Annotated in this window: 25 protein-coding genes; 4 read left to right on the top strand and 21 right to left on the bottom strand. The window is 65.7% G+C overall.

The annotated features are described in order from the left end of the window. Window positions 1-3: 3 nt before the first annotated feature. The 7 genes from DVB37_RS00180 to DVB37_RS00150 are packed head-to-tail and all read right to left on the bottom strand — an operon-like array spanning window position 4 to window position 6,708. Entirely contained in the window at window positions 4-1,446 is a 1,443-nt protein-coding gene (locus tag DVB37_RS00180; RefSeq protein ID WP_120153302.1) for an NAD(P)/FAD-dependent oxidoreductase, read from the bottom strand. After that, window positions 1,443-1,751, bottom strand: coding sequence for a (2Fe-2S)-binding protein (locus DVB37_RS00175; protein WP_046804012.1), 309 nt, complete (start codon window positions 1,749-1,751; stop codon window positions 1,443-1,445). Before DVB37_RS00175 ends, DVB37_RS00180 begins: the two co-directional genes overlap by 4 nt. After that, a complete protein-coding gene (locus DVB37_RS00170; protein ID WP_046804013.1) occupies window positions 1,735-2,892 on the bottom strand; it encodes an FAD-binding oxidoreductase in 1,158 nt (385 codons plus the stop codon). The genes DVB37_RS00175 and DVB37_RS00170 overlap by 17 nt, the downstream gene beginning before the upstream one ends. After that, window positions 2,892-3,692: an ABC transporter permease gene (locus DVB37_RS00165; protein ID WP_120153300.1), complete on the bottom strand. Its 801-nt coding sequence runs from the start codon at window positions 3,690-3,692 to the stop codon at window positions 2,892-2,894. The genes DVB37_RS00170 and DVB37_RS00165 overlap by 1 nt, the downstream gene beginning before the upstream one ends. A 1-nt stretch (window position 3,693) precedes the next feature. Next, window positions 3,694-4,560, bottom strand: coding sequence for an ABC transporter permease (locus tag DVB37_RS00160; protein WP_120153298.1), 867 nt, complete (start codon window positions 4,558-4,560; stop codon window positions 3,694-3,696). Next, complete coding sequence (locus DVB37_RS00155) at window positions 4,557-5,618, bottom strand: ABC transporter ATP-binding protein (protein WP_120153296.1); 1,062 nt, start codon at window positions 5,616-5,618, stop codon at window positions 4,557-4,559. The genes DVB37_RS00160 and DVB37_RS00155 overlap by 4 nt, the downstream gene beginning before the upstream one ends. 58 nt (window positions 5,619-5,676) lie before the next feature. Continuing rightward, a complete protein-coding gene (locus DVB37_RS00150; protein WP_120153294.1) occupies window positions 5,677-6,708 on the bottom strand; it encodes an ABC transporter substrate-binding protein in 1,032 nt (343 codons plus the stop codon). 131 nt (window positions 6,709-6,839) lie between these two features. Between DVB37_RS00150 and DVB37_RS00145 the strand changes: the two genes are divergently transcribed. Then, window positions 6,840-7,643, top strand: a complete 804-nt coding sequence (locus DVB37_RS00145; RefSeq protein WP_046804018.1) for a GntR family transcriptional regulator — start codon at window positions 6,840-6,842, stop codon at window positions 7,641-7,643. Here DVB37_RS00145 and DVB37_RS00140 read toward each other — a convergent pair. The 3 genes from DVB37_RS00140 to DVB37_RS00130 are packed head-to-tail and all read right to left on the bottom strand — an operon-like array spanning window position 7,630 to window position 12,475. Further along, a complete protein-coding gene (locus tag DVB37_RS00140) occupies window positions 7,630-9,408 on the bottom strand; it encodes a hydantoinase B/oxoprolinase family protein (RefSeq protein WP_120153292.1) in 1,779 nt (592 codons plus the stop codon). The two genes, DVB37_RS00145 and DVB37_RS00140, sit on opposite strands and share 14 nt — an antisense overlap. Continuing rightward, on the bottom strand, window positions 9,401-11,458 hold the full coding sequence (locus DVB37_RS00135; protein ID WP_120153290.1) for a hydantoinase/oxoprolinase family protein: 2,058 nt from the start codon (window positions 11,456-11,458) through the stop codon (window positions 9,401-9,403). The genes DVB37_RS00140 and DVB37_RS00135 overlap by 8 nt, the downstream gene beginning before the upstream one ends. Window positions 11,459-11,494: 36 nt before the next feature. After that, entirely contained in the window at window positions 11,495-12,475 is a 981-nt protein-coding gene (locus DVB37_RS00130) for a tripartite tricarboxylate transporter substrate binding protein (protein ID WP_104144623.1), read from the bottom strand. A 153-nt stretch (window positions 12,476-12,628) separates the two neighbouring features. Here DVB37_RS00130 and DVB37_RS00125 point away from each other — a divergent pair, with 153 nt between their 5' ends. Then, window positions 12,629-13,531, top strand: a complete 903-nt coding sequence (locus DVB37_RS00125; RefSeq protein ID WP_189371554.1) for a LysR family transcriptional regulator — start codon at window positions 12,629-12,631, stop codon at window positions 13,529-13,531. 21 nt (window positions 13,532-13,552) lie between these two features. On the opposite strand, the gene DVB37_RS00120 is transcribed toward DVB37_RS00125, so the two are convergent. Continuing rightward, a complete protein-coding gene (locus DVB37_RS00120; RefSeq protein ID WP_120153288.1) occupies window positions 13,553-14,386 on the bottom strand; it encodes a GyrI-like domain-containing protein in 834 nt (277 codons plus the stop codon). Window positions 14,387-14,865: 479 nt separating this feature from the next. Between DVB37_RS00120 and DVB37_RS28265 the strand changes: the two genes are divergently transcribed. Beyond that, window positions 14,866-15,060, top strand: a complete 195-nt coding sequence (locus DVB37_RS28265) for a hypothetical protein (protein ID WP_162941134.1) — start codon at window positions 14,866-14,868, stop codon at window positions 15,058-15,060. A 19-nt stretch (window positions 15,061-15,079) separates the two neighbouring features. On the opposite strand, the gene DVB37_RS00115 is transcribed toward DVB37_RS28265, so the two are convergent. From DVB37_RS00115 to DVB37_RS00080, 8 genes are all read right to left on the bottom strand, one after another. After that, window positions 15,080-16,015 carry a glyoxylate/hydroxypyruvate reductase A gene (locus DVB37_RS00115; RefSeq protein WP_120153286.1) on the bottom strand — a complete coding sequence of 312 codons (936 nt, stop codon included), beginning with the start codon at window positions 16,013-16,015 and terminating at the stop codon, window positions 15,080-15,082. A 169-nt stretch (window positions 16,016-16,184) separates the two neighbouring features. Continuing rightward, complete coding sequence (locus DVB37_RS00110; RefSeq protein ID WP_120153284.1) at window positions 16,185-17,255, bottom strand: ABC transporter substrate-binding protein; 1,071 nt, start codon at window positions 17,253-17,255, stop codon at window positions 16,185-16,187. Beyond that, entirely contained in the window at window positions 17,252-18,421 is a 1,170-nt protein-coding gene (locus DVB37_RS00105; RefSeq protein ID WP_120153282.1) for an FAD-binding oxidoreductase, read from the bottom strand. Before DVB37_RS00105 ends, DVB37_RS00110 begins: the two co-directional genes overlap by 4 nt. Continuing rightward, on the bottom strand, window positions 18,418-19,803 hold the full coding sequence (locus DVB37_RS00100; protein WP_120153280.1) for an NAD(P)/FAD-dependent oxidoreductase: 1,386 nt from the start codon (window positions 19,801-19,803) through the stop codon (window positions 18,418-18,420). The genes DVB37_RS00105 and DVB37_RS00100 overlap by 4 nt, the downstream gene beginning before the upstream one ends. Continuing rightward, entirely contained in the window at window positions 19,800-20,141 is a 342-nt protein-coding gene (locus DVB37_RS00095) for a (2Fe-2S)-binding protein (RefSeq protein WP_120153278.1), read from the bottom strand. Before DVB37_RS00095 ends, DVB37_RS00100 begins: the two co-directional genes overlap by 4 nt. A gap of 37 nt (window positions 20,142-20,178) precedes the next feature. Next, window positions 20,179-20,973 carry an ABC transporter permease gene (locus tag DVB37_RS00090; RefSeq protein ID WP_104142367.1) on the bottom strand — a complete coding sequence of 265 codons (795 nt, stop codon included), beginning with the start codon at window positions 20,971-20,973 and terminating at the stop codon, window positions 20,179-20,181. 16 nt (window positions 20,974-20,989) lie between these two features. After that, the gene (locus DVB37_RS00085; RefSeq protein WP_046804029.1) at window positions 20,990-21,871 is read right to left on the bottom strand and encodes an ABC transporter permease; all 882 of its coding nucleotides are present in this window, start codon (window positions 21,869-21,871) and stop codon (window positions 20,990-20,992) included. A gap of 1 nt (window position 21,872) precedes the next feature. Then, window positions 21,873-22,943 carry an ABC transporter ATP-binding protein gene (locus DVB37_RS00080; RefSeq protein ID WP_046804030.1) on the bottom strand — a complete coding sequence of 357 codons (1,071 nt, stop codon included), beginning with the start codon at window positions 22,941-22,943 and terminating at the stop codon, window positions 21,873-21,875. Window positions 22,944-23,158: 215 nt separating this feature from the next. Between DVB37_RS00080 and DVB37_RS00075 the strand changes: the two genes are divergently transcribed. Further along, on the top strand, window positions 23,159-24,001 hold the full coding sequence (locus DVB37_RS00075; RefSeq protein WP_104142370.1) for an IclR family transcriptional regulator: 843 nt from the start codon (window positions 23,159-23,161) through the stop codon (window positions 23,999-24,001). Window positions 24,002-24,103: 102 nt separating this feature from the next. Here DVB37_RS00075 and DVB37_RS00070 read toward each other — a convergent pair whose 3' ends face one another. Further along, window positions 24,104-25,267 carry an alpha-hydroxy acid oxidase gene (locus DVB37_RS00070; RefSeq protein ID WP_046804031.1) on the bottom strand — a complete coding sequence of 388 codons (1,164 nt, stop codon included), beginning with the start codon at window positions 25,265-25,267 and terminating at the stop codon, window positions 24,104-24,106. A 209-nt stretch (window positions 25,268-25,476) separates the two neighbouring features. Then, complete coding sequence (locus DVB37_RS00065) at window positions 25,477-26,373, bottom strand: phytanoyl-CoA dioxygenase family protein (RefSeq protein WP_046804032.1); 897 nt, start codon at window positions 26,371-26,373, stop codon at window positions 25,477-25,479. Between the last annotated feature and the right edge of the window lie 47 nt (window positions 26,374-26,420).

The raw sequence follows: 26,420 nt of genomic DNA, 5'->3' as shown, positions 1-26,420 counted from the left end.
GCATTACTTTTTCAGGCGGACAACGGCTTGGCGGGAATCGTCCGTCTGCGGCAGCGACGCCAGCTCGCCCAGCGTCAGCGGCTTGGTCGGAAAGCGCAGCCGGTAATAGCCCACTTCCTGCGTTGGCACGCCGCGCTCTTCGGCGATGATCTCGGCCACCGTCAACCCGCAGAAGCGCCCCTGGCACGGCCCCATGCCGCAGCGAAGAAACGCCTTCATCTGGTTAGGTCCGCTGCACCCGAGCTTGACCGTTTCGCGCACCTGCGCGGCGGTGACTTCCTCGCAGCGGCACACGATGGTGTCGCCGGTGGGCCGCCGGAACGCATCAGGCGCCTTGTAGAGCGTGTCGAAGAACTCGCGGCCTCTCACGGCACGGGCAAGCGCCTCGCGCGGCGCCACGGCCTGTCTATCGCGCTTGGCGGCGTCGATACGGCCCAACAGATGCGCGGCTTGCAGCGCGGCCAGCCGGCCCCGGTGTTCCGCCGCCAACGCACCCGCGATACCCGCGCCGTCACCGGCCATGCCGATGCCGTCCACCGTCGTCAGGCCCCACTCGTCGACCTGCGGCTCCCAACAGTCCAGGGCGTCGTTCCAACGATGCTCGGCACCCACGGCGCGTGACAGGTTCACGTTGGGCACCACGCCCTGATGCAGCATCAGTTGTTCGGCCGGCAAGGTCTTGGTGACGCCGCCCGCCGTGTAGCGCACGCTTTGCAGCTTGCCGTCGCCAACGGCCTCCAACGCGGTCACGCCGCGTGTGATCGGCACCGCGGCCTTGACCGCGCGCAGCAGCTTCAAGCCCTTGCCCAGATACGGCGACCGCAGAAAGCCCCAGACCTTGGGCAACGCCTGGCCCATGCGTCCGGGCGGCGTGGTTTCCAAGAGCGCGTCGATCTTCACGCCCGCGTTCAGGTATTGCCACGCCACCAGATACAGCAGCGGGCCGCTGCCCGCCAGCACCGTGCGATCCGCCGGCACCACACCGGCCGACTTCAGCAGAATCTGCGCGGCACCCGCCGTGATCACGCCCGGCAGCGTCCAGCCCGGAATGGGGAAGGGACGCTCTTGCGCGCCCGTTGCCAGCAGCAAGCGGCGCGCATGGATGATGCGCGCTTCACCCGCCACGGAATACGCCACTTCAAAGCCCTTTTCGGGATGCGGCGCGGTGCGCTCGGCCACCGCCCACACCGTGGCGCCCGGCACGTAGCGCGCGCCCGATTGCTTGAAGGGCGCAATCAGGGATGCACCATGCCAGTAGTCTTCGCCCAGGATGCCGCGGTCGGTCACCGGCGTGGTCGTGATGGCGCGATAGATCTGTCCGCCCGGCGCCGGCTGTTCATCCAGCAGCACGGTATCCACGCCCAGCCCGGCCGCCACCGTCGCCGCCGCCAACCCGGCCGGACCCGCGCCCACCACCAGCAAATCGCATTGCGTTGTTTCGATCATGCCTGCACCTTGCGCGCGCCCAGCTGGCGCTCGATCTTCATGCCTTCGCGCACGGCCGTCATGCAGCCCTGCTGGTTCGCCTGGCCGTCAATGGTGACCAGGCAGTCGTAGCACACGCCCATCATGCAATAGGGCCCGCGCGGCACTTCGTTCACGGCGGTGTCGCGACAGGCCGACACACCGCCCGCGAACAAGGCGGCCGCCACGCTGTCGCCCTGGCGGCATTGCAGCTCGGCCCCGTTGACCGTCACGCGCACGGGCGCGCCTTGCGCCTGGCGCTGCGCCTCATCAAGCCTCTTGAACATGAAACCTCCGGGTCGAGAAGGGCGCCATGTCGTCGGCAAGCTTGCCGGCCACGATCATGGGCGCCAGATTGAGGGCGTGCGCGGCGGCCAGCGTCACGCCGCTATGACAGGTCGCGACAAAGGCGCCCGGGCACGTTTCGGATTGCTGATAGATCGGAAAGCCGTCCTTGGACATCACGCGCAGCGCCGCCCAGCTACGCACCACGCGCACGTCGCGCAATGCAGGCAGCGTGCGTACGGCGCGGTCGGCCAGCGTGCCCAGGATCGGCAGCCCCACCAGGTTATCCACATAGCCGGCTTCTTCCTGCGAATCGCCGATCAGCCACGTGCCTTCATCGGTTTGGCGCAAGGTGGACAACGGTGTTTCCAACAGGCGGCGCGTGCGTTCCAGCACCACGATCTGGCCGCGTTGCGGGCGCACCGGCACATCCAGACCCACCTGCGCACCCAGGTCCTTGTTGGACAAGCCCGATGCCAGCACCACCTTGCGCGCGCGCACCGTGCCCGAGGGCGTCGCGATCTCAAACACGCCGTCGCGCTGCTTGATGCTTTGCGCCGGACGGCGCGGCAGGTAATCCACAACCCGCTGTGCAAAACTCGCATGCAAGGCGCGCAGCAGCTTGAGCGGGTTGGCAATGCCATCGACCGGCGTCCACGTCGCGCCGCGCACATCGGGGCCGATGCCCGGCACCAGGTCGGCCACTTCGGCGCGGTCCAGCAGCTTCCAGTCGTATTGCGCCATGCCCGGCTGCGCCAGCAAGGTCTTCATGAACGTGCCGCGCGCTTCCACCTCTTCGTCGCTTAGCAGCGCATGCAGCCCACCGCGCTGTTCCAGGTGCACGTCCACGCCGGTTTCATCCAGCAGTTGCGCGGCCAGACGCGGCCAGCCGGACGCGGACGTCATCGTCCACACGCCGTAGCGCGGCAGGCCCATGCCCTTGCTTTGCACCCACACCAGCCCGAAGTTGCCGCGCGACGCGCGGTAGGCCACGTCGCCTTCGTCCAGCACGGCCACATGGTCCAGCTCGCGCCGCAAGCCATAGGCGATGGCTGATCCCACCAGCCCGCCGCCGATCACCGCGGCGTCATAAATGCCGCGATGCACGGGCGCGCGGGGCGCCAGTTCTTTCTCGTCCGTCATTAGCGTCCCTTTCCTACAAACAGCTTTTCCAGGCCGACCACGCGGTCCAGAATGAAAATGGCGATGATCGTCACGTAGATCAGCACGGCCGACACGGCGGTCACGAGCGGATCGATGGTGTCTTCGATATGCAGGAAGATGCGCACCGGCAGCGTCGTCGTGGACGGCGAGGCGATGAAGATCGACATGGTCAGTTCGTCAAAGCTGGTAATGAAAGCGATGACCCAGCCGCTGACCACGCCCGGCAGCAGCAGCGGCAGCACCACGCGCCGGAATGCCGTCCAGTTGGACGCGCCCAGCGATTGCGCGGCGCGCTCCAGCGCGGGGTCGATACCGGTGGCCGACGCCAGCACCAGGCGCAGCGCGTAGGGCATCACCAGGATGACGTGCGCCACCACCAGGCCCACATAGGTGCCGGCCAGATCCACGGTGGTGAAGAACTTCAGGAATGCCAGGCCAAGCACCACATGCGGAATCATCAGCGGCGACAGGAAGAACGCCACCAACGCCTCGCGGCCACGAAAGCGGTTGCGGGCCAGGGCCAGCGCGGTGGGCACGGCCAGCCCGATGGCCAGCGTGGCGGACAGGGTGCCCAGGCCAAGGCTGAACCAGAACGCCTCGATAAAACGCGGGTTGTCCAGGATGGCGCGGAACCAGCGCAACGACAGCCCGCCCGTGGGCAAAGAAATAAAGCCCTCGGACGTGAACGCCACCGCGCACACCATGACGATGGGCGCCAGGATGAACAGGATGAAGATCGTGTGAAAGACCAGGCCGATGGGGCCGTTACGGAATTGCATGTCAGCCCCCTGCCTGGTTGAAGACGGCACCGTACTTGCGTTCAATGATCCGGTTGGCGGACAACAGCACGACGACGGTGGCCAGCAACAGCACCACGGCCAGCGCCGCGCCCAGCGGCCAGTTCAATGTGTTCAGGAATTCGTCGTAGGCCGCCGTGGCCACGTTCTTCAAGCGCCGGCCGCCAATGATGGCCGGCGTGGCGAACGAGCTGGCCGCCATCGCGAACACCATGATCGCGCCCGACAAAATGCCGGGCATCACCTGCGGCACGATCACGCGCCGGATCACCGTGAACTGGGACGCGCCCAACGACAGGGCGGCCGCTTCGGTGGCGGGATTGATCCGTTGCAACGACGCCCACACCGAGATCACCATGAAGGGCACCAGCACGTGCGTCAGCGCGATGCCCACGCCCAGATTGCTGTACATCAGGTCCACGGGCGTGCTGATCAGCCCGATGCCCATCAGCGCCTTGTTGATTAGTCCGGTGGACCCGAACAGCAGCGCCCAGCCCAGCGTGCGCACCACTACCGAAATCAACAAAGGGCCCAGCACCACCATCAGGAACAAGCCTTTCCATGGGTTGGCCATGCGCGACAGCACGTAGGCCTCGGCGGTGCCCAGCACCAGGCAAGCAACGGTCACGGCCGCCGCCACGCCGAAGGTGCGCGCGTAGATTTCGTAGTAGTAGCCGTCGCTGAAAATCTCGACGTAGTTCTTCCAGGTGAAGGTCACCTGCATGCCGCCATAGAACTGGAAATCGAAGAAGCTGATCAGGAACACCAGCGCCATCGGCACCACCAGGAACGTGGCGTAGACCACCAGCGCCGGCGCGCTCAACATCCATGGGTTGGCGCGCGCGCTCATGACGCCAGGCCCTTGGGCGCGGCCGCGACTTCGCACATGTCCTGCGCGCGCCAGCGCAAGTGCACGGGCTCGCCCTCGGCGGGCACGGCCACGCCGTCGTTCTGCCGGATCACCATCACTTCGCCCACCGATGTGTCGACCTGGCACAGCCAATGGTTGCCCTGGAATACGCGCGTTTTCATGCGTCCGGGCAACGCACAGGCGGCAGGTTCCGAGAACAGGATTTTTTCGGGGCGGACGATCACCGCGCCTTGCGGCACGGGTGCGCCGGCCATGGGGATATGCGCTTCGCCGATGCGCGCACGCGTCTCGTTTTCGTATTGTTCGGCCGTGGGCGTGAACACATTCGCCTTGCCCAGGAAGCCGCCGACGAAGTGGCTGGCCGGCCCTTCGTAGGCTTGAAAGGGCTCGGCCACTTGTTCGACCCGGCCCTGGTTCATCACCACGATGCGATCCGACAGCGCCAGCGCCTCCGACTGATCGTGGGTGACCAGAATGGTGGTGGTGCCGATCGTGCGCTGGATGCTGCGCAGTTCCAGCTGCATTTCCTCGCGCAGCTTGGCGTCCAGGTTCGACAGTGGCTCGTCCAGCAGCAGCACGCTGGGCCGGATCACCAGCGCGCGCGCCAAGGCGACGCGCTGCTGCTGCCCGCCCGACATGCGAGCCGGATGCCGGTCCGCCAGATGCGCCAGCCCGACCAGCTTCAAGGCATCGGCCACGCGCGCTTCGCGTTCTTCCTTCTTGACCCGCTGCATCTCCAGGCCGAACGACACGTTTTCAAACGCGGTCATGTGCGGGAACAGGGCATAGTTCTGGAACACCAGCCCCAGCCCGCGCTTGTTGGCCGGGACGCGGCTGACGTCGCGCCCGTCCAGCACAATGCTGCCGCTGGTGGGTTCGACAAAGCCCGCGATCATTTGCAGCGTGGTGGTCTTGCCGCAACCCGAAGGCCCCAGCAGGGAAATGAACTCGCCACGATTGACGGACAGGCTCAGTTCTTCCACGGCGGTCGTTTCGCCATAGCGCTTGCACAGGCGGTTCAGCACTAGATAACTCATGAAGGCTCCCGTGGGCGACGCGCCGCGCCGCCCCGTATTGCACGATCGGCGATGCGTGTCAGCGCTCGATTTCCCGCGTCCAGCGCTTGTTCCAATCGTCTCGGTTCTGGTTCACCGTGTCCCAGTCGATCACGATCAGGTCGGCGGCGCGCTTGCCGATAGGCAGCGGCACGCGCGGGTCATCGGTGACCTTGGCCTTCTTGTTGACCGGCCCGTAGCCGTAAGCGTTGGCCAGCTTTTCCTGCACTTCGGGCGTCACCAGATACTGCACAAACGCCTGCGCCATGGGATTGGTCTTCGGCTTGGCGACCGGGCATACCGAGGACAGCAGCGCATAGGCGCCTTCCTGCGGATACACGAAGCCCACCGGGAAGCCGGTGTCGGCAAACGATTTGGCGCGGCCGCTGCCCCACACGGAAATCACGGCCTGGCCTGACGAGAACAGTTCCGTCATCTTGCCCGGCGAGGGCTCGTACACCAGCACGTTCGGGCCGACCTCATTCTTGAAGGTGGTAAAGCCCGCGTCGATCTTCTTTTCGCCGCCGCCGCCTTCACGCGCATATTCCACCAGCGCGTGCAGGCCGTAGGTATTGTTCAGCGGTGGCACCACCAGCTGCTTCTTGTACTTGGGGTCCTTCAGGTCTTTCCACGACGTGGGCGCGGCCCACTTCTTTTCGTCGAAGACCTTCTTGTTGTACATGATGCCGGTGGCCACGATGCCGATAGCCACGGCCTTGTCGTCCTTGTAGCGCGCGGTGCTGTAGATGTCGTCGGTGGGCAGGCCCTTGATGGGTTCGCAAAAGCCCAGCGCGATGGCCTGGTACATGGGGCCGTCATCGATGATGGCCACGTCGATCTGCTGGTTGCTCTTTTGCGCCTGCAAGCGCGCCACCGTGTTGGTGGAGTTGCCGGCCACGTAGTCCAGCTCAATACCGTGCTGCTTGGCGAAGGGCGGAAAGATGTCCTTGCGCATGATGTCTTCGAACGAGCCGCCGTAGCCGGCCACCACCAACTTCTGCTGCGCTGCTGCGTTTGCGCTGAGTCCGACGGCTACCGTCGTCGCCGCGATCACTGCAAGTACCTTGCCCATGAGAACCCCCGATTGTTGGTACACTTTGTCCGTACATGAATGTCCGGACAAATAATGAATCCGACTAGACATCGTTGTCAATCGGTTATTGTCCGTACAAACCCCATATAAAAATTCAAGGAGCACCCCCCATGACCCGATCCTCCGAGCGCGCGGCCGGCCCCGCCGGAGCCCGGCAGGCGCGTGGCAAACCCGAATCGCCCGCCTCCGGGGGCGATGCCGGCGGCCCCCGCTACAAGAGCATTTTTCAGGCGCTGTCGCACGACATCAGCACCGGCCGCTACCCCGTCATGACGCTGCTGCCCACCGAGCACGAGCTGTGCGACCAGTTCAACGCCAGCCGCCACACGATTCGCGAAGCCATCCGCATGTTGACGGTGGCGGGCATGGTGTCGCGCCGCCCGGGGGTGGGCACCCGCGTTGAGACCGCCCGCGCCAGCACCCGCTTCACGCAGCGCATCTCGCAGTTTCCAGACCTGCTGCAATACGCCCGCAACGCTGCGCTGCTGGTGCAGGACGTGCGCACCATCAAGCTGCCCAAGCGGCTGGCCGAAGCGCTGGGCTGCGCGGCCGATAAAACCTGGCTGCATATCAACTCCATCAAGACGCTGGACGACGCCGACACGGCAGCCGCCACCACGCTGATCTACGCCGATCCCGAACATTCGAACGTGCAGGTCGAGGTCAAGTCCCGCATCTCGCTGCTGCGGCTGATCGAAGATCACTTCGGCGACCGCATTACCGAGGTCAACCAGGAGTTCTCGGCCACGCCCATCAATGCAACGGTGGCCAGGCAACTCAAGGTCGAGCCCAAGACGGCGGGCTTTGTCATTACCCGCCGCTATTACGGTGAGGGCGGCCTGTTGCTGCTGGCCACCATCACCACCTTCCCGCACGACAAGATGAAGTACTCGATGACGCTCAACGTGGCGTAGGCTGGCTAGTGGCGATGACGGCCTTGGCGCCACGCGCGCCATAGGCCGTGCGCGCTGCGTCGGCCGTGATCTTGCCGTCGGCCAGGTCCTGCTCGATGCGGGCCTGCGGCCGTTCGGCGGGCGGCCCGTAGCCGCCGCCGCCCGGCGTTTCGATGCGCACGCTTTCGCCGGACGCCAGCGCGATATTGGCGGTCTTGGAAAACAGTTCTTCCTCTTGCGGCGTGCCGAAGTTGCGCACCAGCCGCGCGCGGCGTCCGTCGCCGCCGCCATCCACGCCGGCCGCCACGCCCACCGTGTGGCTGTCGGACCGCGCCGAGAACACGATGCCCGGCCCCACGGCGCGTATCTGTTTGGCAATTGCCATGCCGCCGCGCGTGCGGCCCGCGCCACCCGAATCCGGAATCATCGCGTACTCGTCCATCAACAGCGGGTACTCGTTTTCCAGCGCTTCCACGGGCAGGTTCGACGTGTTGGTCATGTGCACGTGCACGGCATCCATGCCATCGGTATCAAAGCGCGCACCCGCGCCGCCGCCCAGCGTTTCCAGATAGACGAAGTGGCCGGCGCGCTCGCGCCAGCGGCCGGAAAACACAATGGCCGGGCAGCAATCGTTGCTGGACGCCATGGTTTTCTGCGGCGGCAGCAGGCCTCGGAACGCGCCGAATATCGCGCCCGCGACCTTCTGCGCGGTAATCGATCGCGCACCGACGGCGGCGGGATGCTCGGGGTTGGTGATGGTGCCCACGGGCGCCGACAAGGTGATGGGGTCGAACAGGCCCGCGTTGGGCGCAAGGTCAGGGTCCAGCAACGCCTTTACGGCGTAGTAGACGCAGGCGCGCAACGCGTTGAACGGCAGGTTCATCGCGCCTCGCGCCTGTTTGCCGGACCCTTCGAAATCGAAATGCAGCTTGTCGCGCCGCACGGTCAGCGTCACCTGAATCGGCACCGGATCGCCGCCCATGCCATCGTCGTCCAGATCGCTGCGGAAGGTGTAGCTGCCTTCCTGCAATTCGGCGATGCGGTTGAGCAGGCGACGGCGCGTGTACGTGATGACGTCATCCACGGAACGCAGCACGGCCTCCAGCCCCATCTGGCGGATCAGGCCTTGCACCGCGGCGGCGCCCCGGCGGTTGGTGGCCATCTGCACGCGCAGGTCCAGCACGCGTTCTTCGGGGTCGCGGGTGTTGGCGCAGATCAGGCGCAGCAGGTCTTCGTCCGTCTGCCCGTGCCGGGCGAGGCGGCAGGCGGGGATGCGTATGCCTTCTTCGAAGATGGACTTCAAGCCGCCCGCGATGGACCCCGGCACCGCGCCGCCCACGTCGGAATGGTGCGCGATGTTGGCGGCGAAAAATCGCAGCACGCCGTCCCAGAACACGGGCGTCACGATGTTGATGTCGGGCAGGTGGCTGCCGTCGGCCAGGTAAGGATCGTTGCAGATGAACACGTCGCCTTCACGAATCTCGTTCACCGGATACGCGCGCAGGATGGCGCCCATGGCGCCGTCCAGCGAGCCCAGGTGCAGCGGAATCTGCGTGCCCTGCGCCACCAGCCGCCCGGCGGCGTCGAACAGCGCCACCGAGCAGTCCTTGCGTTCCTTGATGTTGGTGGAGAACGACGCGCGCACCAGCGTATTGTTCATGTCCTCGGTGATGGACAGCAGGCGGTTGCAAAATACCTCCATGCCGATCGGGTCGGCCAGCGCAATGCCGGCGTCGAAATTGTCGGGCTCGGGATTGTTGGGCTTGGAATTGTCGGGCTTAGCCATGCAAGCCTCCTTGCAAACGAATGATCAGGTTGCCGTAGTCGTCCACGCTGGCCTCATGGCCCACGCCCACCACCGTGGTCGAGCTCATTTCCTCAAGCAGGGCGGGGCCGGTGAAGCGCGCGCCGGTCGGCACCAGGTCGCGGTCGTAGACGGGTGTTTCCAGCCAGCCGTGCACCGGGCCGAAGTAGGCTTTGCGCCGTCCCAGGCTGGCGTCTTGCAACGCGCCGCCGATGTGACGCGGCGCCAATGGCGCTTTCACCACCTGGCCCACGGCCTGCATGCGGCAGTTGATGATCTGCACCTTGCGGTCATCGACCGTGTAGCCGTATTCGCGTTCGTGCGCGTCGGCAAAGCGGCGCGCGAATTCGGCGTAGCCGCCCGCGCCCATGCCGTCGACGCTGACCTGCACTTCAAAGTTCTGCCCTTCGTAGCGGGCGTCGATGGCGCTGTGGCAGACGCGCAGCGCGGGGTCCACGCGTTCTTGTTCCAGCCAGCGTTCGGCCTGCTCGCGCAAGCCATTGAAGATGGCGGTAATGGCGGGCCAGCCGGCTTCGCTGGCCAACGAGATTTCGCTTTGCACGAAGTCAAACGAGATGTCGCTGAGCAGGATGCCGCGCGCGCACATGGTGCCGGGTTCCTGCGGCACGATCACGACGGGGATGCCGCATTCCTCGGCGACCTCGACCGCGTGCAGCGGCCCGGCGCCGCCGTAGGCGTACAGCGCAAAATTGGACAGGTCGTAGCCGCGCTCGGTGGACACGGCGCGGATGGCGCGGCTCATGTTGGCCGCCGCGATGCGCAGGATGCCTTCGGCCGCCGCTTCCAGGTCCATGCCCAGCGGCTGCGCCACGCGCTGCGCGATCACATCGCGCGCGGCGTCGGCGTGTACGGGCATGCGGCCACGCAGCAGGGCGACGGGGTTCAGGCGCTGTAGCGCGATCTCGGCGTCGGTGATGGTGGGCTCCTGGCCGCCACGGCCGTAGCCGACCGGGCCAGGCACCGCGCCCGCGCTGTGCGGCCCCACCTTCAGGGCGCCGGCATCGTCCAGCCACGCGATACTGCCGCCGCCCGCGCCGATGACGTGAATATCGACCATGGGGGTCTTGACGGGGTAGCCGGCCACATGCCGATGCGAGGTGAACAGCGGCCGGCCTTCGCACACCAGCGACACGTCGGTGCTGGTGCCGCCGACGTCGAACGTAACCAGGTTCAGGCTGCCGATGGCGCGGCCCACGGCCGCTGCGCCCACCACACCCGCCGCCGGGCCGGACAGGCAGGTGCGCACGGGGTACTGGCGCACGGTGCCGATCGACATCAGGCCGCCGTTGGAATGGATGGTGTGCGGCTCGTGGCCGATGTCCAGATCGCGCACGCGCTGCATGAAGCGTTCCAGGTAGCGCGCCATCTTGGGGCCGACGGCGGCGTTCAGCACGGTGGTGGACAGGCGTTCGTATTCACGGAATTCAGGCAGCACGTCGGACGACAGGCTGATGTAGGCGCCCGGCATGGCCTCGGCCACGATTTTTGCAGCGCGGCGTTCATGCTCGGGATTGCGGTACGCATGCAGAAAGCAGACGGTGACGGCCTCGATGCCGGCGGCGGCGAACTGCCGCGCGGCCGCCAGCACCTGGTCCTCGTCCAGCGGGGTCAGCACGTCGCCCGATGCGCTCACGCGTTCGCTGACTTCAATGCGAAACTCGCGCGGCACCGCCACGGGCGGTTTGCCGACGCTGTAGTCGTACAGGTGCGGGCGGGTCTGGCGGCCGATTTCCAGCACGTCACGAAAGCCGCGCGTGGTGATGAGGCCGACGCGCGCGCCCTTGCGTTCGATGATGAGGTTGGTGGCAACCGTGGTGCCGTGCCCCACGTGCGACACCAGCGAGGGCGGCACGCCATGGTCCGCCAACATCTGGCCGATGCCCGTGGCAATGGCCTCGGACGGGTCGTGCGGGGTGGACGGCACTTTGTGAAAGTGCACGACGCCCGCGTCCTCGTCGATCATCGTGAAGTCGGTGAACGTGCCCCCGACGTCTATCCCTATGCGATACATATCGTTGATTCCAAAGAAAGGACTAGGCGCGCAAGATCAGTCCAGGCGAATGCCGGCTTGCTTGACGACGCCGCACCATTTGTTGATCTCGCTTTTGATCATCGTGGCGAAGGCGGGGCCGGCCACGTCGGACACCTGTGCGCCCTGTTGTTCCAGGTACGTTTTCATGGCGGGCGCGTGCAGCGTCTGCACCAGGCCGTCGGTAAGTTTCTGGCGCAGCGGCTCGGGCAGGTTGGCAGGCGCCAACATGCCGAACCACACCATGGCTTCGTAGCCGGGGTAGCCGGATTCCGCGACGGTGGGCACATCGGGCAGCAGCGTGGAGCGCTGTGGCGAGGTGACGGCCAGCGCCTTGATCTTGCCGTCCTTGATGTAGGGGTAGGACGTCATCACCACGTCCATCATCATGTTGATCTGGCCGCCCACCAGGTCGATCAGCGCGGGACCCGAGCCGCGATACGGCACGTGCACCATGGAGACGCCGGCGGTGGACTTGAAGAGTTCGGCAGCCAGGTGGTTGGAGGTGCCCTGGCCGTTGGACGCGAAGGAATACTTCTCGGGTTCCTTCTTCAATAGCGCGACGAACTCTTGCAGGTTGTTGGCGGGCACTGACTGGTTGACCGACATCACATTCGGAATCGTGGCGATCACGGTCAGTGGCGTGAAGTCCTTGACGGCGTCGTACGGCAGCTTGGAATACACGCAGGGCGCGCTGCCGTGCGTGCTGACCGATCCCATCAGGATGGTGTAGCCGTCGGCCGGCTGGCGGGCGACGTATTCGGTGCCGACGGTGCCGCCCGCGCCGGGCCGGTTTTCAACAATGACGTTGGCGGAAAGGCGCTGGCCGAGTCCTTCGGCGATTTTGCGCGCGATCAAATCGGTGGACCCGCCCGCCGCGAACGGCACGACGATGCGGATGACTTTGTCTGGCCAGGCCGCTTGCGCGGCGCTGGCGGTGGCGAAGATCACGAGTCCGGCGGCAATGCGACAGCAACGACGTATCAGCCCTTGGTTCATGGCTTGGTTTCCCCTTGTTGATAGAACTTCCTTGTGGCCGGATCATGCGTGTCCGGTCCTGGTTCGCTGCAACAACAGGGTCATCCTAGGCTTCTGGCTTCAAGGGCAGCAGCCCTGCGGGCTTATATTTGTATAAACGCTATTTATAGGTGCATGGCCGTGAAGAATCCGGACCTGAATCTGCTTTTGCATTTTGACGCGCTGATGGCGTGCCGCAACGTGTCGCGCGCGGCCGAGGCGATGAACATCAGCCAGCCGGCGATGAGCGCGGCGATGAATCGGCTGCGTCAGCTGTTCGGCGACCCGTTGCTGGTGCGCGAGGGCGGTGCGTGGCAGCCGACGTTGCGCGCGATGGAGTTGCATCAGAACTTCAAGCCCTTGCTGGAAAGCTGGCATCGCGCGACTCGCACCCGCGAGGCGTTCGACCCGGCGCATTCATCGCGCACGTTGTCGTTGTACGCAACGGACTATGTGCAATACACGTTGCTGCCGAAGTTGATTCCGCGGCTGGCGGTGGATGCGCCGCACTTCCAATTGCAGATTGTGCCGGCCCGGCCACAACATGGCTTGAGCATGCTGGACACGAACCATGTGGAGTTGATCGCGGGTTATTTTCCTGACCCGGCGCCGGATCTGCGCACACGCTTTCTGTACCAGGAGCCGGCGGTGTGCATCGTGCGCGAGGGGCATCCGTGTTTGCGCAAGCGTTGGAACCTGGACGCGTACCTGAGCTATGGGCATCTGGATCTGGCGGCGCACACGCGGTATTTCAGCACGGCGATTGATCGCATCTTGATGGGGCAGAACCGCAGCCGCAAGATCGTGGCGACGTTGTCCAGTTATCTGGTGTGCCCGTTCATTGTGGAAGGGTCTGATTTGATTGCGACGATGCCGGTAAGCGTTGCACGCGCGATGTCGGGCGCGGCGCGGATCGTGACGCAGAAGGTGCCGTTGACGTTGCCGCAGATTACGGTGTCGTTGTACTGGCACGAGCGCTATCAGGACGACCCGGCGCACGCGTGGCTCAGGCAGTACCTGGCCGGCGTGCTGGGGTAGCGGGTGGCGCCGTGCCGGGCCTTATTTCAAGGGCAGGCAGATGCGGGTTTGCAGTTGGGCGGGCGGGGTGTTGCGGGGGTCGTTCAGGTATTGCTCGAACATGGGGATGTCGGCGGGCAGGTGGCCGCTGGCGGGTAGCCATTCAGAGAACATCCATTGGTAGGGTTTGGCCATTTCGTTGTAGGGGCCGGTGTAGGTCAGGATGGCGCAGCGGCAGGCGGGAATGATGTGGCGTTGCAGTTCTTCGCCCAAGTCGGCGTCAACGTTGACGGCCATGCCGGCCAGGGATCGCAGCTTGTTTTCGGGGACTTGTTCGGGGTCGTCGAAGTAGACGCCGAAGCCTGGCGTTGCGGGGTCGGCGATGCCACGGCCGTAGGCAAGCATGAAGGCGCGGGTAAAGACGGGGCCGATGTCTTGGTAGCTGCCTTGGTGGGGCAGGACGGCGAGGGTGGCGCCGGGGAAGTGTTCGATGGCGATGGGGTACACGGCAGGCTCCTGAAGGGCTAAGGGTTGGGAACGCGCGGCGCGGTAGCGGCCGGGCGGGGTGCCGAAGAAGTTGCCGAATGCCCGATTGAAGGCGGCGTCGGAGTCGTAACCGGCGCGTTGTGCAATGGCTCTTAACGGCGCCTGGGAATCGGCCAAGGCAGCGGCGGCGCGATGCATGCGGATGCGTTGGACGGTGGCGTTGACCGTTTCGCCCATCATGGCGCGGTAGACCCGGTGAAAGTGATACGGCGACAGGCAAGCCAGGTCGGCCAGCTGGTGCAGATCAGGGTCGGCGTCAGGGTGGGCGGCGAGCCAGCGCAGGACGGGGTCCAGGCGGTCGGTGTAGAGGGATCGGGTTTCGGGCTTCATGCTTGCTCCTTGGAGGGCAATGTAGCTTTGGGGGATTTGCGGATTTTGCGGTTTTTTTGTTGGGGAGGGTTCTTTTGACGCACGGCGTGGCGGCGGCTGGTGGGAGGCGGGTCAACGATTGCGGTCCGGAGCCTTCGCTCCGGACTGCCCCGTCGTCATCCTCGTTGTCGCCTGCGGCGACTGCCTTCGGATTCCCTCGGGCTTATCGACTCCCCGCCTCCCACCAGCCACCGCCACACCATGCTCGGTCAGTTTGCGCTGACGTCAGGGGGGGAGGGTGGAGTGCTTGGCGTTTTTTTGCGAGGGTGGTGGTGGGCTGGAAGATCTTGCGGGGCCCGCCCCAGGCCGGCCGCGCGGGCGGCCTTTTGGGGCTTACGCGCGTTGGTGCGGGGTCGTCTTGATTGGTGCCGGGCCGTCTTGATTGGTGTGGCGTGCTGGGTGCTTGGTGCTGCTCCGTGCTTAGTGCCTGCTGTTGCTGCTTGATGCTGATGCTGGTGCTGTTGCCGTTGCTGTTGCTGATGCTGTTGCTGATGCTGATGCTGATGCTGATGCTGGTGCGGGTGCTGGTGCTGATGCTGGTGCGGGTGCTGGTGCGGGTGCGGGTGCTGGTGCTGCCGCTGCTGGCGCCAGTGCCAATGCTAGGCGTTGATGTTCATTCCTGCCGGCGGGGATAGACGCCTCTTGGTAGTGTGCTCAATATCCGCGTAGCGGATCGTAGATGTTGGGTAGCGCATCGCCGCGCTCGTTGGCCTCGATCAGCCATGCGGTGTGACGGGCGCGTTCCTTGCGGTCGGGGATCGCCGCGCAATGGGGCGTGATGATGATCTGCGGGTGCGTCCACAAGGGGGAGTCCGCCGGTAGCGGCTCTTGTTCGAAAACGTCCAGCACCGCTTGGTGCAACTGGCCGCTGTCCAGCGCTGCGATGACGTCTTGCGTGACCATATGCGTGCCACGGCCGGCGTTGATCAGGCTGGCGCCGCGCGGCAGCTGCGATAGCGTGGTGGCGTTGAGGATGCCTTTGGTGGCCTCGGTGGCGGGCAGCAGGCAGACCAGCAGGTCGGTGTTGGCCAGGAATTGGCCGAATTCCGCTTGGCCCGCGTAGCAGGGCAGGCCGTCGAGTTGGCTGGCGCCGCGTGACCAGCCGCTGACGGGGAAGCCGACGCGTGACAGCAGTTGCGCGGCGGCGATGCCCAGGTGGCCCAGGCCCATGATGCCGACGCGGACGTCCGCGGCAACGCGCAGGGAGTCGAACAGTTCCCAATGTTGGCGTGCCTGGTTATTCACCACGCGCTTGATGTCGCGGGTGAGCATCAGCGCGGACGTCAGCACGAATTCGGCCATTTCGGTTTGGGTGCGGGCGGTGACCATGCGGGCGATGCGCAAGTGCCGGGGTAGCTGGGGGTCGGCCAGGATGTGGTCGACGCCGGCGCCCGCGCTGATGATCAGTTTCAGGTTGGGGAACGTGGCGAGGCGGCCGGCGTCGGGCGCCCAGACCAACGCGTAATCGACGCTGTCGGGCGCGACGTCTTCATGCCACCCGACCACGTCCAACTGCGGCGCGAAGGCGTGGAACTGTGCGCGCCATGCGTCGATGGCGGCGGGGCCGCCGGAATTGATGATGAGCCGCATGCAAAGGTTCCTTGTTGGCGGACGGGCGTAGCAGACGCGCGTTAGCAGACGCGTGTTAGCAGACGTGTTAGCAGACGCGCGTCTGCTACGCGCGTACCGGCCGCACGCTGGCAGGCGCTTGCTTGCGAGCGCGCTTGCGGTTTATCCACAGGCGCGCTGCAAGATCTTATCAACGTTCGACGGTGCGGTTCCAGCGGGCGTTGAAGGCGGGGCGCGCAGTGTTGATCTGGTCCCAATCCAGGATCTTGGCGTTTTCCATGTAGCCCTGGAAGCGCTTGAGCGCGTCGGCGCTGGCGGCGGACGCCTTGACGTTTTTGTTGGATGGGAAGTGGCCACCCATTTCCAGTGCCTTGGCCTGCGCGCTGGCGGACAAGAGGTACAGCGCCAATTTTTGCGAGAGTTCGGGTTCGCTGTTCTTGGCGATGACGCATTCAGCCACCATCAGGATGACGGAGCCTTCCTTGGGCTGGGCGTATTCCACCGGGATGTCGCGCTTTTTCAGGCGGGCGATGGCGGTGGGGGTCAGCGGGAAGATGGCGGCTTCGTTGGACTGGATCATTTCGGCCAGCTTGGCCGAGTTGGGGATGTATTCCAGCACGTTGGGGCCGATGGTGTCGGGCCACTTCTTGAAGCCGGGTTCATAGTTCTTGTCGTCGCCGCCCTGGATGCGGTTGAACATCAGGAAGCCGTGCAGGCCAAAGGTGCTGCCGGCGGCGGACTGGAATACGACCTTGCCTTTGTACTTGGGGTCGGCCAGGTCCATCCAGGAGGTGGGCGGTGCCCAGCCTTTGTCGGCGAACATCTTGGTGTTGTAGCCCAGGCCGGTCATGCCGATGTCGATGCCGGCGGCCATGCGGTCTTTCATCACGGCGGTGGGGTACAGCTCTTTCAGGACGGGGTCGTCATTAAGCTGTTGGCACAGGCTCATGGAGATGGCGCGTGCCATGATGCCGTCGTCCAGGAACATGACGTGCATCTGCGGGTTGTCTTTATAGGCTTGCGCCTTGGCCAGTACGTCGGTCGACGTGCCGGGCACGACGACGATTTTCACGTTGTTGGCTTTCTCGAAATCGGGGAACACGTATTGCGTGAAGGCGCGTTCCATGTCGCCGCCGTTCATGCCGACGTACAAGGTCTTTTGCTGCGCCATGGCCCCTGCGGACAGCAACGCCAACGTTGCCGCGCCCAGCAGCCGCTTCCCCTTGCTCAGGCGCGATGCGCCCTGTTTCTTATCCATCATGGTGACTCCTGCGTTTGCTCACGAACACGTTCAGGCCGAGCCACGGCGCCGTGAGCGGCGGCCGCGTATCGTTCAATGCAAAAGGCATCGATAGGAATCGAGGACTGGCCGCGCAGGACCAGTTCGGAAAGCACTTCGCCCACGGCGGGGCCGATCTGGAAACCGGCGCCGGACAGGCCGAAGGCGTGGAACAGGCCGGGGACTCGGGCGCTGGGGCCCAGCACGGGATTGTGGTCGGGCATGTTGCCTTCCACGCCGGTCCAGAAGCGGACGACCTGCGCGCCGCGCAGCACGGGCAGCAGCCGGGTAGCGTTGGCCATCAGCGCGCCCAGGCCGGCGCGGCCAGGCCGTGCGTAGTCGGGGTCGGTGGACACGCCACGGCCACCGCCGATGACGCAATTGCCGCGCGCGACCTGTCGTGCGTAGATGCCACCGCCTTGTATGCCCAGGCTGACGTCCATGAAGACGGGCAGCGGCTCGGTGACCATCATCAAAGGGTGGATGGACGTTTCGGGTACGGCTTCGCCAAAGTGCTCTGCAAAGCGGCCCGCCCAGGCGCCCGCGCAATTGAGCAGGACGCGGGAGCGCACTTCCAGGCCGTCGGCGCGCACGATGAAGTGCGTGCCGTCGTGATCGGCCTGGGTAACCTTCACGCCTTCGCGCACGTCGGCGCCCAGCGCCGCCGCCGCGCGCGCGAAAGCCGGTGACACCAGCCGGGGGTTGGCGTGGCCGTCTTCGGGGCAGAAGGATCCGCCCGCGACGTCCTGGCCCAGCCAGCCGAAGCGGCGCGCCAGCTCGCGGCGGTCCAGCATTTGCAGGTGCATGCCGAAGCCGCGCGTGCGCTGGCGATACGCTTCCAACTGCACCATGTCGGCGTTGGACGCGGCCAGCTTCAAATGACCAGAGCGCACGTATTCGCCATCGATGCCGATCAGTGACGGCAGCTGGCCCCACAGTTCATGTGCGCGTCGGGCCAGGGGCATCTGTTCCAGCCCGCGCCCTTGCCGCCGCACACCGCCATAGTTGACGCCGCTGGCGCGCGCGCCGCACAAGGCGGCTTCCAGCAAGACGACGGGTACGCCGGCGCGCCGCAGGAACAGCGCGGCGCTGCCACCGACGATGCCGCCGCCGATGATGGCCACTTCGGTGTCGATGCGCCGCGTCATGTCGACACCTTGTCCTGACGTTCCAGGCACACCACGCGCACGGGTACCGGTTTGACGGGCGGCTGGTTACGCAAGCGGCCCACGTCGGCGGGCGTGCGGCCGCAGGCTTGCGCCAGGACCTCGGCTGCCGCCGCGCCGCACATGCGGCCCTGGCAGCGGCCCATGCCGACGCGTGTCAGCGCTTTGAGGCGGTTCAGTTCTTGCGCCCCCGTGTCGGTGACGGCGCGTCGCACCGTGCCAGCCGTCACGTCTTCGCAGCGGCAGATGACGGTGTCGTCGGCGATGGTTGCGGCCCAGTCCTCGGGAAAGGGAAAGGCGCGTTCCAGCGCGGAGCGCACTCGGCTGTTGGCGTCCAGGCGCGTTTCCAGCAGGCGGGCACGCGCGGTGTCGACGGGTTGGCCGATGTCTTGCAGCAGCGCCAACGCGGCGCGTTCACCCGCAAGTTCGGCGGCGTCGGCGCCGGCGATGGCGGCGCCGTCACCGGCGACATAGACGCCGGGCACGCTGCCGCGTCCGGCGGTATCGCGGCGTGGCGTCCAGCTTCTATCGCGCGCATTGAATTCGAATTCGCAGCCGACCAGGCTGGCCAGTTGGGTTTCGGATCGCAGCGCCAGGCCGTAGGCCACGGCGTCGCAGGACACGGTGTGGTCGCGGTTGCCCTGGCGATAGGTCAGGCCCGATACGCGGTCCTTGCCATGCACGGCGACGGGCCGCACGCCGCGATGCAGCGGCACGCCATGCGCGCGCAGCCAGGCCATGGTGTACATCCCCTTGGCCAGCAGCCCGGGCGCGCGCAGCATGCCGGGCAGCGCGGCCAGGTGGTCGGTAAAGCGCGCGGTGTCGAGCACGGCAGCCACTTGCGCGCCGGCCTTGGCGTATTGATAGGCCACCAGGTAAAGCAGCGGCCCGGTACCCATGAAGACTACGCGCGATCCGATGGCGCAGCCCTGGAATTTCAGCGCGACCTGCGATCCGCCCAAGGTGTAGACGCCGGGCGTCAGCCAGCCGGGAAAGGGCAGCACGCGGTCGGTGGCGCCGGTGGCAAGGATCAGGTGGGTGTAGGGCACGGCGGTGCTGACGCCGTCTTGCATCACGTCCAGCGTCTTGCCTTCCACGTTCCACACCAGGCTGCCGGGTCGATAGTCGGCGTGCGGCTGCAAGGCGGCCATGGCGCGATGCACGGCATCGGCCTTGCGATGTTCAAAGCCGTACAGCGCGGACTTCGGGCGTTGGAATCCGGGTGGCGGCTGGCGGTAGATCTGCCCACCGGCGCGCAGCGCTTCGTCCAGGATGACGGGCCGCAGGCCGTGCGCGACCAGCGCCTGAGCGGCGCGCACGCCGGCCGGGCCGGCGCCTACGATGACGGGCATCACGATGCTCATGCGATGTCGTCCTCGGGCCAGGGTGCCGCCGCCAGCGTGCCGGGCACGGCAGCGGGCGCCATGGGCAGACTTAAAAGACGCATGCCGGGTTCGACAAACGTTGAGCAGGCGCGCAGGCGCGAGCCGTCTTCAAGCTGCATCCAGCAGTCCTGGCAGGCGCCCATCATGCAGAAGCCGGCGCGTGGGCTGCCGCTGAATTCGGAATGGCGCACGCAGTCGGCCTGGGTCAGCACGGCGGTCAAGACGGTGTCGCCGGCCAGCGCGGTACAGGCTTGCCCGTTCAAGGTGAACGGGACGGCGGGCCGGCCCGATTCCGCCAGGCGTTTCAGTATTGCCATGATGCCGGCGCCTCTCTTTTCGCCAACGGCAAGCGTTTCATTTCTGCCCCACCAGCACGCGGTCCAGGCCGTACACGCGGTCCAGCAACAGCATGGTGACGGCGGTCAACAGGATGACCAGCGCCGACACGGCGGCCATCATCGGGTCGATGGATTCCGTGGCGTACATGTACATGCGCACGGGCAGCGTGATGGTGGACGGCGCGGTGATGAAGACGGACATGGTCAGTTCATCGAAGCTGTTGATGAAGGCCAGCAGCCAGCCGCCGGACACGCCGGGAATGATCAGCGGCAGGGTCATCTGGAAGAACACGGTGGCGCGGCTGGCGCCCAGCGACAGCGCGGCGTGTTCGATGGAGCGGTCAAAGCCGACCAGCGCGCCGATCACCAGCCGCATCACGTACGGCGTGATGACGACGACGTGCGCGGCGACCAGCCACGAAAAACTGCCGGCCATGCCCATCAGCGCGAAAAAGCGCAGCAGCGCCACGCCCAGCACCAGGTGCGGAATCATCAGCGGCGACAGGAACAGGCCGTTCAGCACATCGCGGCCCGGGAAGCGGTAACGCGTAATGGCGATGGCGGCCGGCACGGCCAGGCACACGGCGATGGTGGCCGACAGAAAGGCCAGCCACAGGCTGTTCTGAAACGCCTGCATGAAGTTGGGATGTTCGAACACCGCCCGGAACCAGCGCAGCGAAAATTGCGTGGTGGGCACTGTCAGCGTGGAGTCGGGCGTGAACGCCACCAGGCACACGATGACCAGCGGCGCCAGCACGAAGGCCACCACCAGGAAGTTGAACGCCAGCGCGAAAGGGCCGTTTTTCTGCATGTTGGTTCCTTGTCGGCTAGCCCAGGCTGCGTCGGTAAGAGCGTTCGACAACGCGGTTGTACGCCATCATGATGATGACGTTGAGCACCAGGAGCACGATGGCGATGGCCGCGCCCAGCGGCCAGTTCAGCTCGGTCAGGAATTCGTCGTACACGACGGTGGCGACCATCTTCAGCCGTCGTCCGCCCAGCAGCGCGGGGATGGCGAACGAGCTGGCCGACAGGCCAAACACGATCAGGCTGCCCGACAGGATGCCGGGCATGGCTTGCGGCAGCACGATGCGCGTCAGCGTCTGAAAACGCGATGCGTTCAGCGACAGCGCGGCGTGCTCGACGGTGGGGTCCAGCTTTTGCAGCGACGTCCACACGGGGATGACCATGAAGGGCAGCATCACGTGCACCAGGCCGATGATGACGGCGGTGGGCGTGTACAGCAGCGGCCCCATGCCCAGGGCGGCGGCCGCGCGACCGATGGCGCCGCCTGGTCCCAACAGCATGCTCCAGCCGAACGCCCGCACCACCAGCGATATCAACAGGGGCGACAGCACGACCAGCAAAAAGATGGACCGCCACGGCTTGCCCATGCGGGACAGGATGTAGGCTTCGGGCGCGCCGATCAGCACGCAGATCAGCGTGGTGACGCCGGCGATCCAGAAGGTGCGCCAGAAGATCTCCAGGAAGTAGCTGTCGGTGACCACGGCCAGATAGTGTTCGAACGTGTGGCCGGGCAAGATGCCCGCGCCGTAGTCGAACGGCCGAAACGACAGCACGAAGGTCAGCGCCAGCGGCGTCAGCACCAGTGTCAGAAAAACAATGGCCAGCGGGATGGAGCCCAGAATGGCCAGCAGGCCATCATTGCGCGGCTTGGGGCCGGTGGCGGCTTGAGTCAGCGTCGCCATGTCAGGCGGCCTTTTCCACGGCAGGCGCGCGCAACACGCGCAGCACGCCCTCGGCCCAGTCCAGCCCGATGGCCTCGCCATCGTCATGCGGGCGGCGGCCGTCGTTGGGCGTCAGCACGGTCAGCGCCCCCACCGGCGAATCCAGGTCGTACATCCACTGGCTGCCCAGGAAGTAGCGCGTGCTGACCACACAGGCCAGCTTGCCCTGGCCGGCGGGCACCGGCACCAGTTTTTCGGGGCGCAGCGATAGCTGCACGTTGTCGCCGTGGCGCAGGCCTTCGCCGTCGACCAGCACGCGCAGCGCGCCGGTTTCGATTTCGGCTTGCGCGCCGCAACGCGTGACGCGGCCAGGCAACAGGTTGGTCTTGCCGACAAAGCGCGAAATGAATTCGGTTTGCGGATGTTCGTACATGCGAAACGGCGCGTCCACCTGTGTGGCACGGCCGTCCTGCATGACCACGACGCGATCGCTGATGGACAGGGCTTCGGCCTGGTCGTGCGTGACCATCACGGTGGTGGTGCCGATCTTCTTCTGGATGCCGCGCAATTCAAACTGCATGTCTTCGCGCAGCTTGGCATCCAGGTTGGACAGCGGCTCGTCCAGCAGCAACACGGGCGGGCGGATGACCAGCGCGCGGGACAGCGCCACGCGCTGGCGTTGGCCGCCCGAAAGCTCGCGCGGATAGCGGTCGGCGTGCTTGTCCAGCTTGACCAGCGCCAGCGCCTCGCGCACGCGTTCCGCGCGCTCGGCGCGTTCCACTTTGCGCATCTTCAAGCCGAAGGCCACGTTGTCGGCCACGGTCAGGTGCGGAAACAGGGCGTAGCTTTGGAACACGATGCCCAGGCCGCGCGTGTTGGGTTTGGCATGGGTGATGTCGCGCCCATCCAGCGTGATGACGCCCTGGGTCACGTCGGCAAAGCCGGCGATCATCTGCAAGGTGGTGGTCTTGCCGCAACCCGAGGGGCCGAGCAGTGAGACGAACTCGCCCTTTTCAACGGTCAGGTTCAGGTCGGAAACGACGCGCAAGTCGCCGTAGTTCTTCGAGACGTTGTCCAGCCGCAGAAATGACATTTTCCAAACCCCGTCGCCCGATGCGGGCGTTGTGCCGCGTGTTGGCCCGGTTGCCCGGCGCGTTAGCGGCTTATCGATGGGGCCAGTCTAGGAGTTGCCAAAATACGTGGTCAATTAGGGTTTTCCGAACAATCGAATTTATCGGCTGCGATTTCCGCCCAGAAGAATTTACTGCTACAAATGATGCTGGATATTTTGTTTGTCGGAATTCAATAATGAAGAAAACTGAGACAGCGGACGATTCCAGCGGCCAGGGGGTCTTGCAACGGGCGTTTGCGGTGCTGCGCGTGTTGGCCGATGCCAAGGGCGAAAAGCTGCGGCTGACCGACATCGCCGCGCGTACCGGCCAGGCGCAGGCCACGGTGCATCGCGTGCTGCAAGGCTTGATGCAGGAAGGGGTGGTGGAGCAACCCGCGCAAAGCAAGGGCTATCAGCTGAGCGTGGCTTTCTTTGCGCTGGCAGCGGCCGCGGGCACGCATCAATCCAGCTTGCGCACGCTGTACCGCCCGGCCATGCTGCGGCTGTCGGGCATGCTGAACGACACCATTTTTCTGCTGGTGCGCAGCGGCTTTGACGCGGTCTGCGTGGACCGGGTGGACGGGGCTTTTCCGGTGCGTTCGCATACCGGCGACATCGGCGGGCGCGTGCCGCTGGGCATGGGCCAGGGCGGCCTGGTGCTGCTGGCCAGCTTGCCGGAGGCGGAACGCGAAGAGGTCATCCGCTTCAACATTCCCCGGCTGCACCATCTGGGTTTCGTCGATGAAATCTCGATGCGGGTACGCATCCAGGAATGCCAGCAATTGCAGTACGCGCGCAGCCAGGGGCAGGGCGTGTTTCCGAATATCGCGGGGCTGGCGGTGCCGGTCCAAGACCGCAACGGCGTCACGGTGGCGGCGCTGAGCGTGGCCGCTCCCATCGAACGCATCAACGACGAGCGCCTGCCGCTAATCGTTGAAATGCTGCGCCGGGAGGCCGACGCAGTGGGCGCGCAGATCAATCCTTTCGACCCGGCGTTGCGGCGGCCCAGCCAGTACCTGGGCGCCGGCAACGGGGCATAGTCCGCGCGCTGCGCATGGTGCGCGAGGTGCGCGGTATGTACGAAGGGGGCCGCCGCGAACGGCGGTTCAATCACATCGCATGGCGCGCACAGGCGCCCCGCCTCAGGTCGGGTACGTGCCGGGCAGCAGGATGCTGCGGTCGCCCACTTCAAGATTACGGCGGCCGCACAGCGCCATCGTCGTATCCATTTCCTTGTAAAGCAGCTCCAGCACGCGGGTCACGCCCGCCTGGCCGTACGCGCCCAGGCCGTACAGGAAGGCGCGGCCGATCATCGTGCCGCGCGCGCCCAGCGCCACCGCCTTCAGGATGTCCTGGCCGGAACGGATGCCGCCGTCCATCCAGACTTCGATCTTCGAGCCCACCGCATCGGCAATCGACGGCAACGCCGCGATCGACGACATGGCGCCGTCCAGCTGGCGCCCGCCGTGGTTGCTGACGATCAGCGCATCGGCCCCGCTATTGGCGGCCAGGTGCGCATCTTCCACATCCAGGATGCCCTTGATGATGAGCTTGCCGCCCCAGCGCTGCTTGATCCATTCCACATCGTCCCAGCTCAGGCGCGGGTCGAATTGCTCGGCCGTCCAGGAGGACAGCGACGACAGGTCGCTGACGCCCTTGGCGTGGCCGACGATGTTGCCGAACGTGCGGCGCTTGGTGCCCAGCATGCCCATGCACCAGCGCGGTTTGGTCGCCAGGTTGATCAGGTTGCGCAGCGTGGGCTTGGGCGGCGTCGACAGGCCATTCTTGATGTCCTTGTGGCGCTGGCCCAGGATCTGCAAGTCCAGCGTCAGCACCAGCGCGGTGCAGCCGGCGGCCTTGGCGCGGTCGATCAGGTTGGCCACGAATTCGCGGTCGCGCATCACGTACAGCTGGAACCAGAACGGCTTTTTGGTGGCTTCTGCCACGTCTTCCAGCGAGCAGATGCTCATCGTGGACAAGGTGAACGGCACGCCGAAATCCGCCGCCGCCTTGGCCGCCAGGATCTCGCCGTCGGCATGCTGCATGCCGGTCAGGCCGGTGGGCGAAATTGCCAGCGGCATCACCACGTCATGGCCCACCATCGTGGTGCGCAACGACCGGCCTTCCATGTTCACCGCTACGCGCTGGCGCAGCTTGATCTTGTGAAAATCGCTTTCATTGGCGCGGTAGGTGCCTTCGGTCCAGGCGCCGGAATCGGCGTAGTCGTAGAACATGCGCGGCACGCGCTGTTGCGCAATGGCGCGCAAATCTTCGATGCAGGTGATCGTAGAAAGGTTAGCGGTCATGAGAGGTCTGAGGAGTGATAGAGGTGCGCCAGCTGCGTTTCGTATTTTTAGAATCTGGAGCCGCCGGCTGCGGGCGGCCTCGCCGCAACGCCTGGGTAACAGGACCTGCGGCGCCGCCCAGTATACGCGCCGAGGCCGGCAAGCGCTGCTTGCCGGCCCCGTTCGCCCCCCCTCTGACCGGGGCTCTTTCGGCCCCCTGTCCACCCAAGCTATCGCGGCCAGACCTTGCTGACCGCGCGGATCGTTGCCCACGCCACCCAACGCGGGCTGGTCAGCCGCGCGCCCGGCAGCCGGCGCATCACATCCACGGCCAGACCGCCGCGCTTGTGCCATTGCTTTTTACGCGTCTGGCTGTCGGTCCAGCGGCCTTCCAGCCACGGAAATTCACGGCGCCCCGGCTTGTAGACCGGCGGCGTGTTGTAGATCAGGATGTACGCCAGGCGCGGCGACGGCGACGTATTGGGCCCCGTGAAATGCAAGGTGCGCGCGTCATGCACGGTGATGCCGCCCGGGTCCAGCGGTTCGGCCACGGCCTGGTCGCGGCGAAAGTCGCCGCAGCATTCCAGCGGATGCAGGCTCTTGTCGCCCCCGGGCGAGCGGTGTTCCAGCACATCCCATTTGTTCGATCCGGGAATGAACTGCATGCAGCCGTTTTCCACGGTTGCCGGTTGCAGCGCCAGCCAGATGCTCAGTTCGTTGTAGACAAAGTCGGGCGAACGGAACGCCTCGTCCTGGTGCCACGGCGTCTCGGGGCCGAACGGGCCGGGCTTGAGCAGGGCGTGCTCGCCATACAGCGCCGCCTCTTCGCCCAGCAGTTGCCGCGCCAGGTCCAGCGTGCGCTCGTGGTAAGTCGTCTTGAGCAGACCGGGGGCATAATGACGCGGATCGTGCAGGCTGGGAAACTTGGCGGGCTTGGACGGGTCGTCCCGGCTCACAAAGTCGTACTGCGCACCCTCGTTGTATCCCGTCTTGTTGGCGAACAGGTCCAGCAGGGTGCGGCGGATATAGCCCACCTCGTCCTGCGGACACATGTCCTTCAGGGCCAGGTAACCCTGATCCCTGTAGCGCGCTGTCTCAGCTTCCGACAACAAACTGGTCTCTTCCATAATGGCTTCTCCAAGCTCTGGTAGCGGGTGTTCCCGTTGGCACGTTT

Source organism: Achromobacter sp. B7, assembly GCF_003600685.1.
Classification (GTDB): domain Bacteria; phylum Pseudomonadota; class Gammaproteobacteria; order Burkholderiales; family Burkholderiaceae_B; genus Achromobacter; species Achromobacter spanius_B.
The sequence above is the reverse complement of the archived record's forward strand: the minus strand, read 5'-3'. Positions and strand labels throughout refer to the sequence as shown.

Bases quoted from the DNA above. Each gene is read 5' to 3' on its own strand.
- DVB37_RS00180 (WP_120153302.1), bottom strand. From the start codon at position 1,446: ATGATCGAAACAACGCAATGCGATTTGCTGGTGGTGGGCGCGGGTCCG.
- DVB37_RS00175 (WP_046804012.1), bottom strand. From the start codon at position 1,751: ATGTTCAAGAGGCTTGATGAGGCGCAGCGCCAGGCGCAAGGCGCGCCC.
- DVB37_RS00170 (WP_046804013.1), bottom strand. From the start codon at position 2,892: ATGACGGACGAGAAAGAACTGGCGCCCCGCGCGCCCGTGCATCGCGGC.
- DVB37_RS00165 (WP_120153300.1), bottom strand. From the start codon at position 3,692: ATGCAATTCCGTAACGGCCCCATCGGCCTGGTCTTTCACACGATCTTC.
- DVB37_RS00160 (WP_120153298.1), bottom strand. From the start codon at position 4,560: ATGAGCGCGCGCGCCAACCCATGGATGTTGAGCGCGCCGGCGCTGGTG.
- DVB37_RS00155 (WP_120153296.1), bottom strand. From the start codon at position 5,618: ATGAGTTATCTAGTGCTGAACCGCCTGTGCAAGCGCTATGGCGAAACG.
- DVB37_RS00150 (WP_120153294.1), bottom strand. From the start codon at position 6,708: ATGGGCAAGGTACTTGCAGTGATCGCGGCGACGACGGTAGCCGTCGGA.
- DVB37_RS00145 (WP_046804018.1), top strand. From the start codon at position 6,840: ATGACCCGATCCTCCGAGCGCGCGGCCGGCCCCGCCGGAGCCCGGCAG.
- DVB37_RS00140 (WP_120153292.1), bottom strand. From the start codon at position 9,408: ATGGCTAAGCCCGACAATTCCAAGCCCAACAATCCCGAGCCCGACAAT.
- DVB37_RS00135 (WP_120153290.1), bottom strand. From the start codon at position 11,458: ATGTATCGCATAGGGATAGACGTCGGGGGCACGTTCACCGACTTCACG.
- DVB37_RS00130 (WP_104144623.1), bottom strand. From the start codon at position 12,475: ATGAACCAAGGGCTGATACGTCGTTGCTGTCGCATTGCCGCCGGACTC.
- DVB37_RS00125 (WP_189371554.1), top strand. From the start codon at position 12,629: ATGGCCGTGAAGAATCCGGACCTGAATCTGCTTTTGCATTTTGACGCG.
- DVB37_RS00120 (WP_120153288.1), bottom strand. From the start codon at position 14,386: ATGAAGCCCGAAACCCGATCCCTCTACACCGACCGCCTGGACCCCGTC.
- DVB37_RS00115 (WP_120153286.1), bottom strand. From the start codon at position 16,015: ATGCGGCTCATCATCAATTCCGGCGGCCCCGCCGCCATCGACGCATGG.
- DVB37_RS00110 (WP_120153284.1), bottom strand. From the start codon at position 17,255: ATGATGGATAAGAAACAGGGCGCATCGCGCCTGAGCAAGGGGAAGCGG.
- DVB37_RS00105 (WP_120153282.1), bottom strand. From the start codon at position 18,421: ATGACGCGGCGCATCGACACCGAAGTGGCCATCATCGGCGGCGGCATC.
- DVB37_RS00100 (WP_120153280.1), bottom strand. From the start codon at position 19,803: ATGAGCATCGTGATGCCCGTCATCGTAGGCGCCGGCCCGGCCGGCGTG.
- DVB37_RS00095 (WP_120153278.1), bottom strand. From the start codon at position 20,141: ATGGCAATACTGAAACGCCTGGCGGAATCGGGCCGGCCCGCCGTCCCG.
- DVB37_RS00090 (WP_104142367.1), bottom strand. From the start codon at position 20,973: ATGCAGAAAAACGGCCCTTTCGCGCTGGCGTTCAACTTCCTGGTGGTG.
- DVB37_RS00085 (WP_046804029.1), bottom strand. From the start codon at position 21,871: ATGGCGACGCTGACTCAAGCCGCCACCGGCCCCAAGCCGCGCAATGAT.
- DVB37_RS00080 (WP_046804030.1), bottom strand. From the start codon at position 22,943: ATGTCATTTCTGCGGCTGGACAACGTCTCGAAGAACTACGGCGACTTG.
- DVB37_RS00075 (WP_104142370.1), top strand. From the start codon at position 23,159: ATGAAGAAAACTGAGACAGCGGACGATTCCAGCGGCCAGGGGGTCTTG.
- DVB37_RS00070 (WP_046804031.1), bottom strand. From the start codon at position 25,267: ATGACCGCTAACCTTTCTACGATCACCTGCATCGAAGATTTGCGCGCC.
- DVB37_RS00065 (WP_046804032.1), bottom strand. From the start codon at position 26,373: ATGGAAGAGACCAGTTTGTTGTCGGAAGCTGAGACAGCGCGCTACAGG.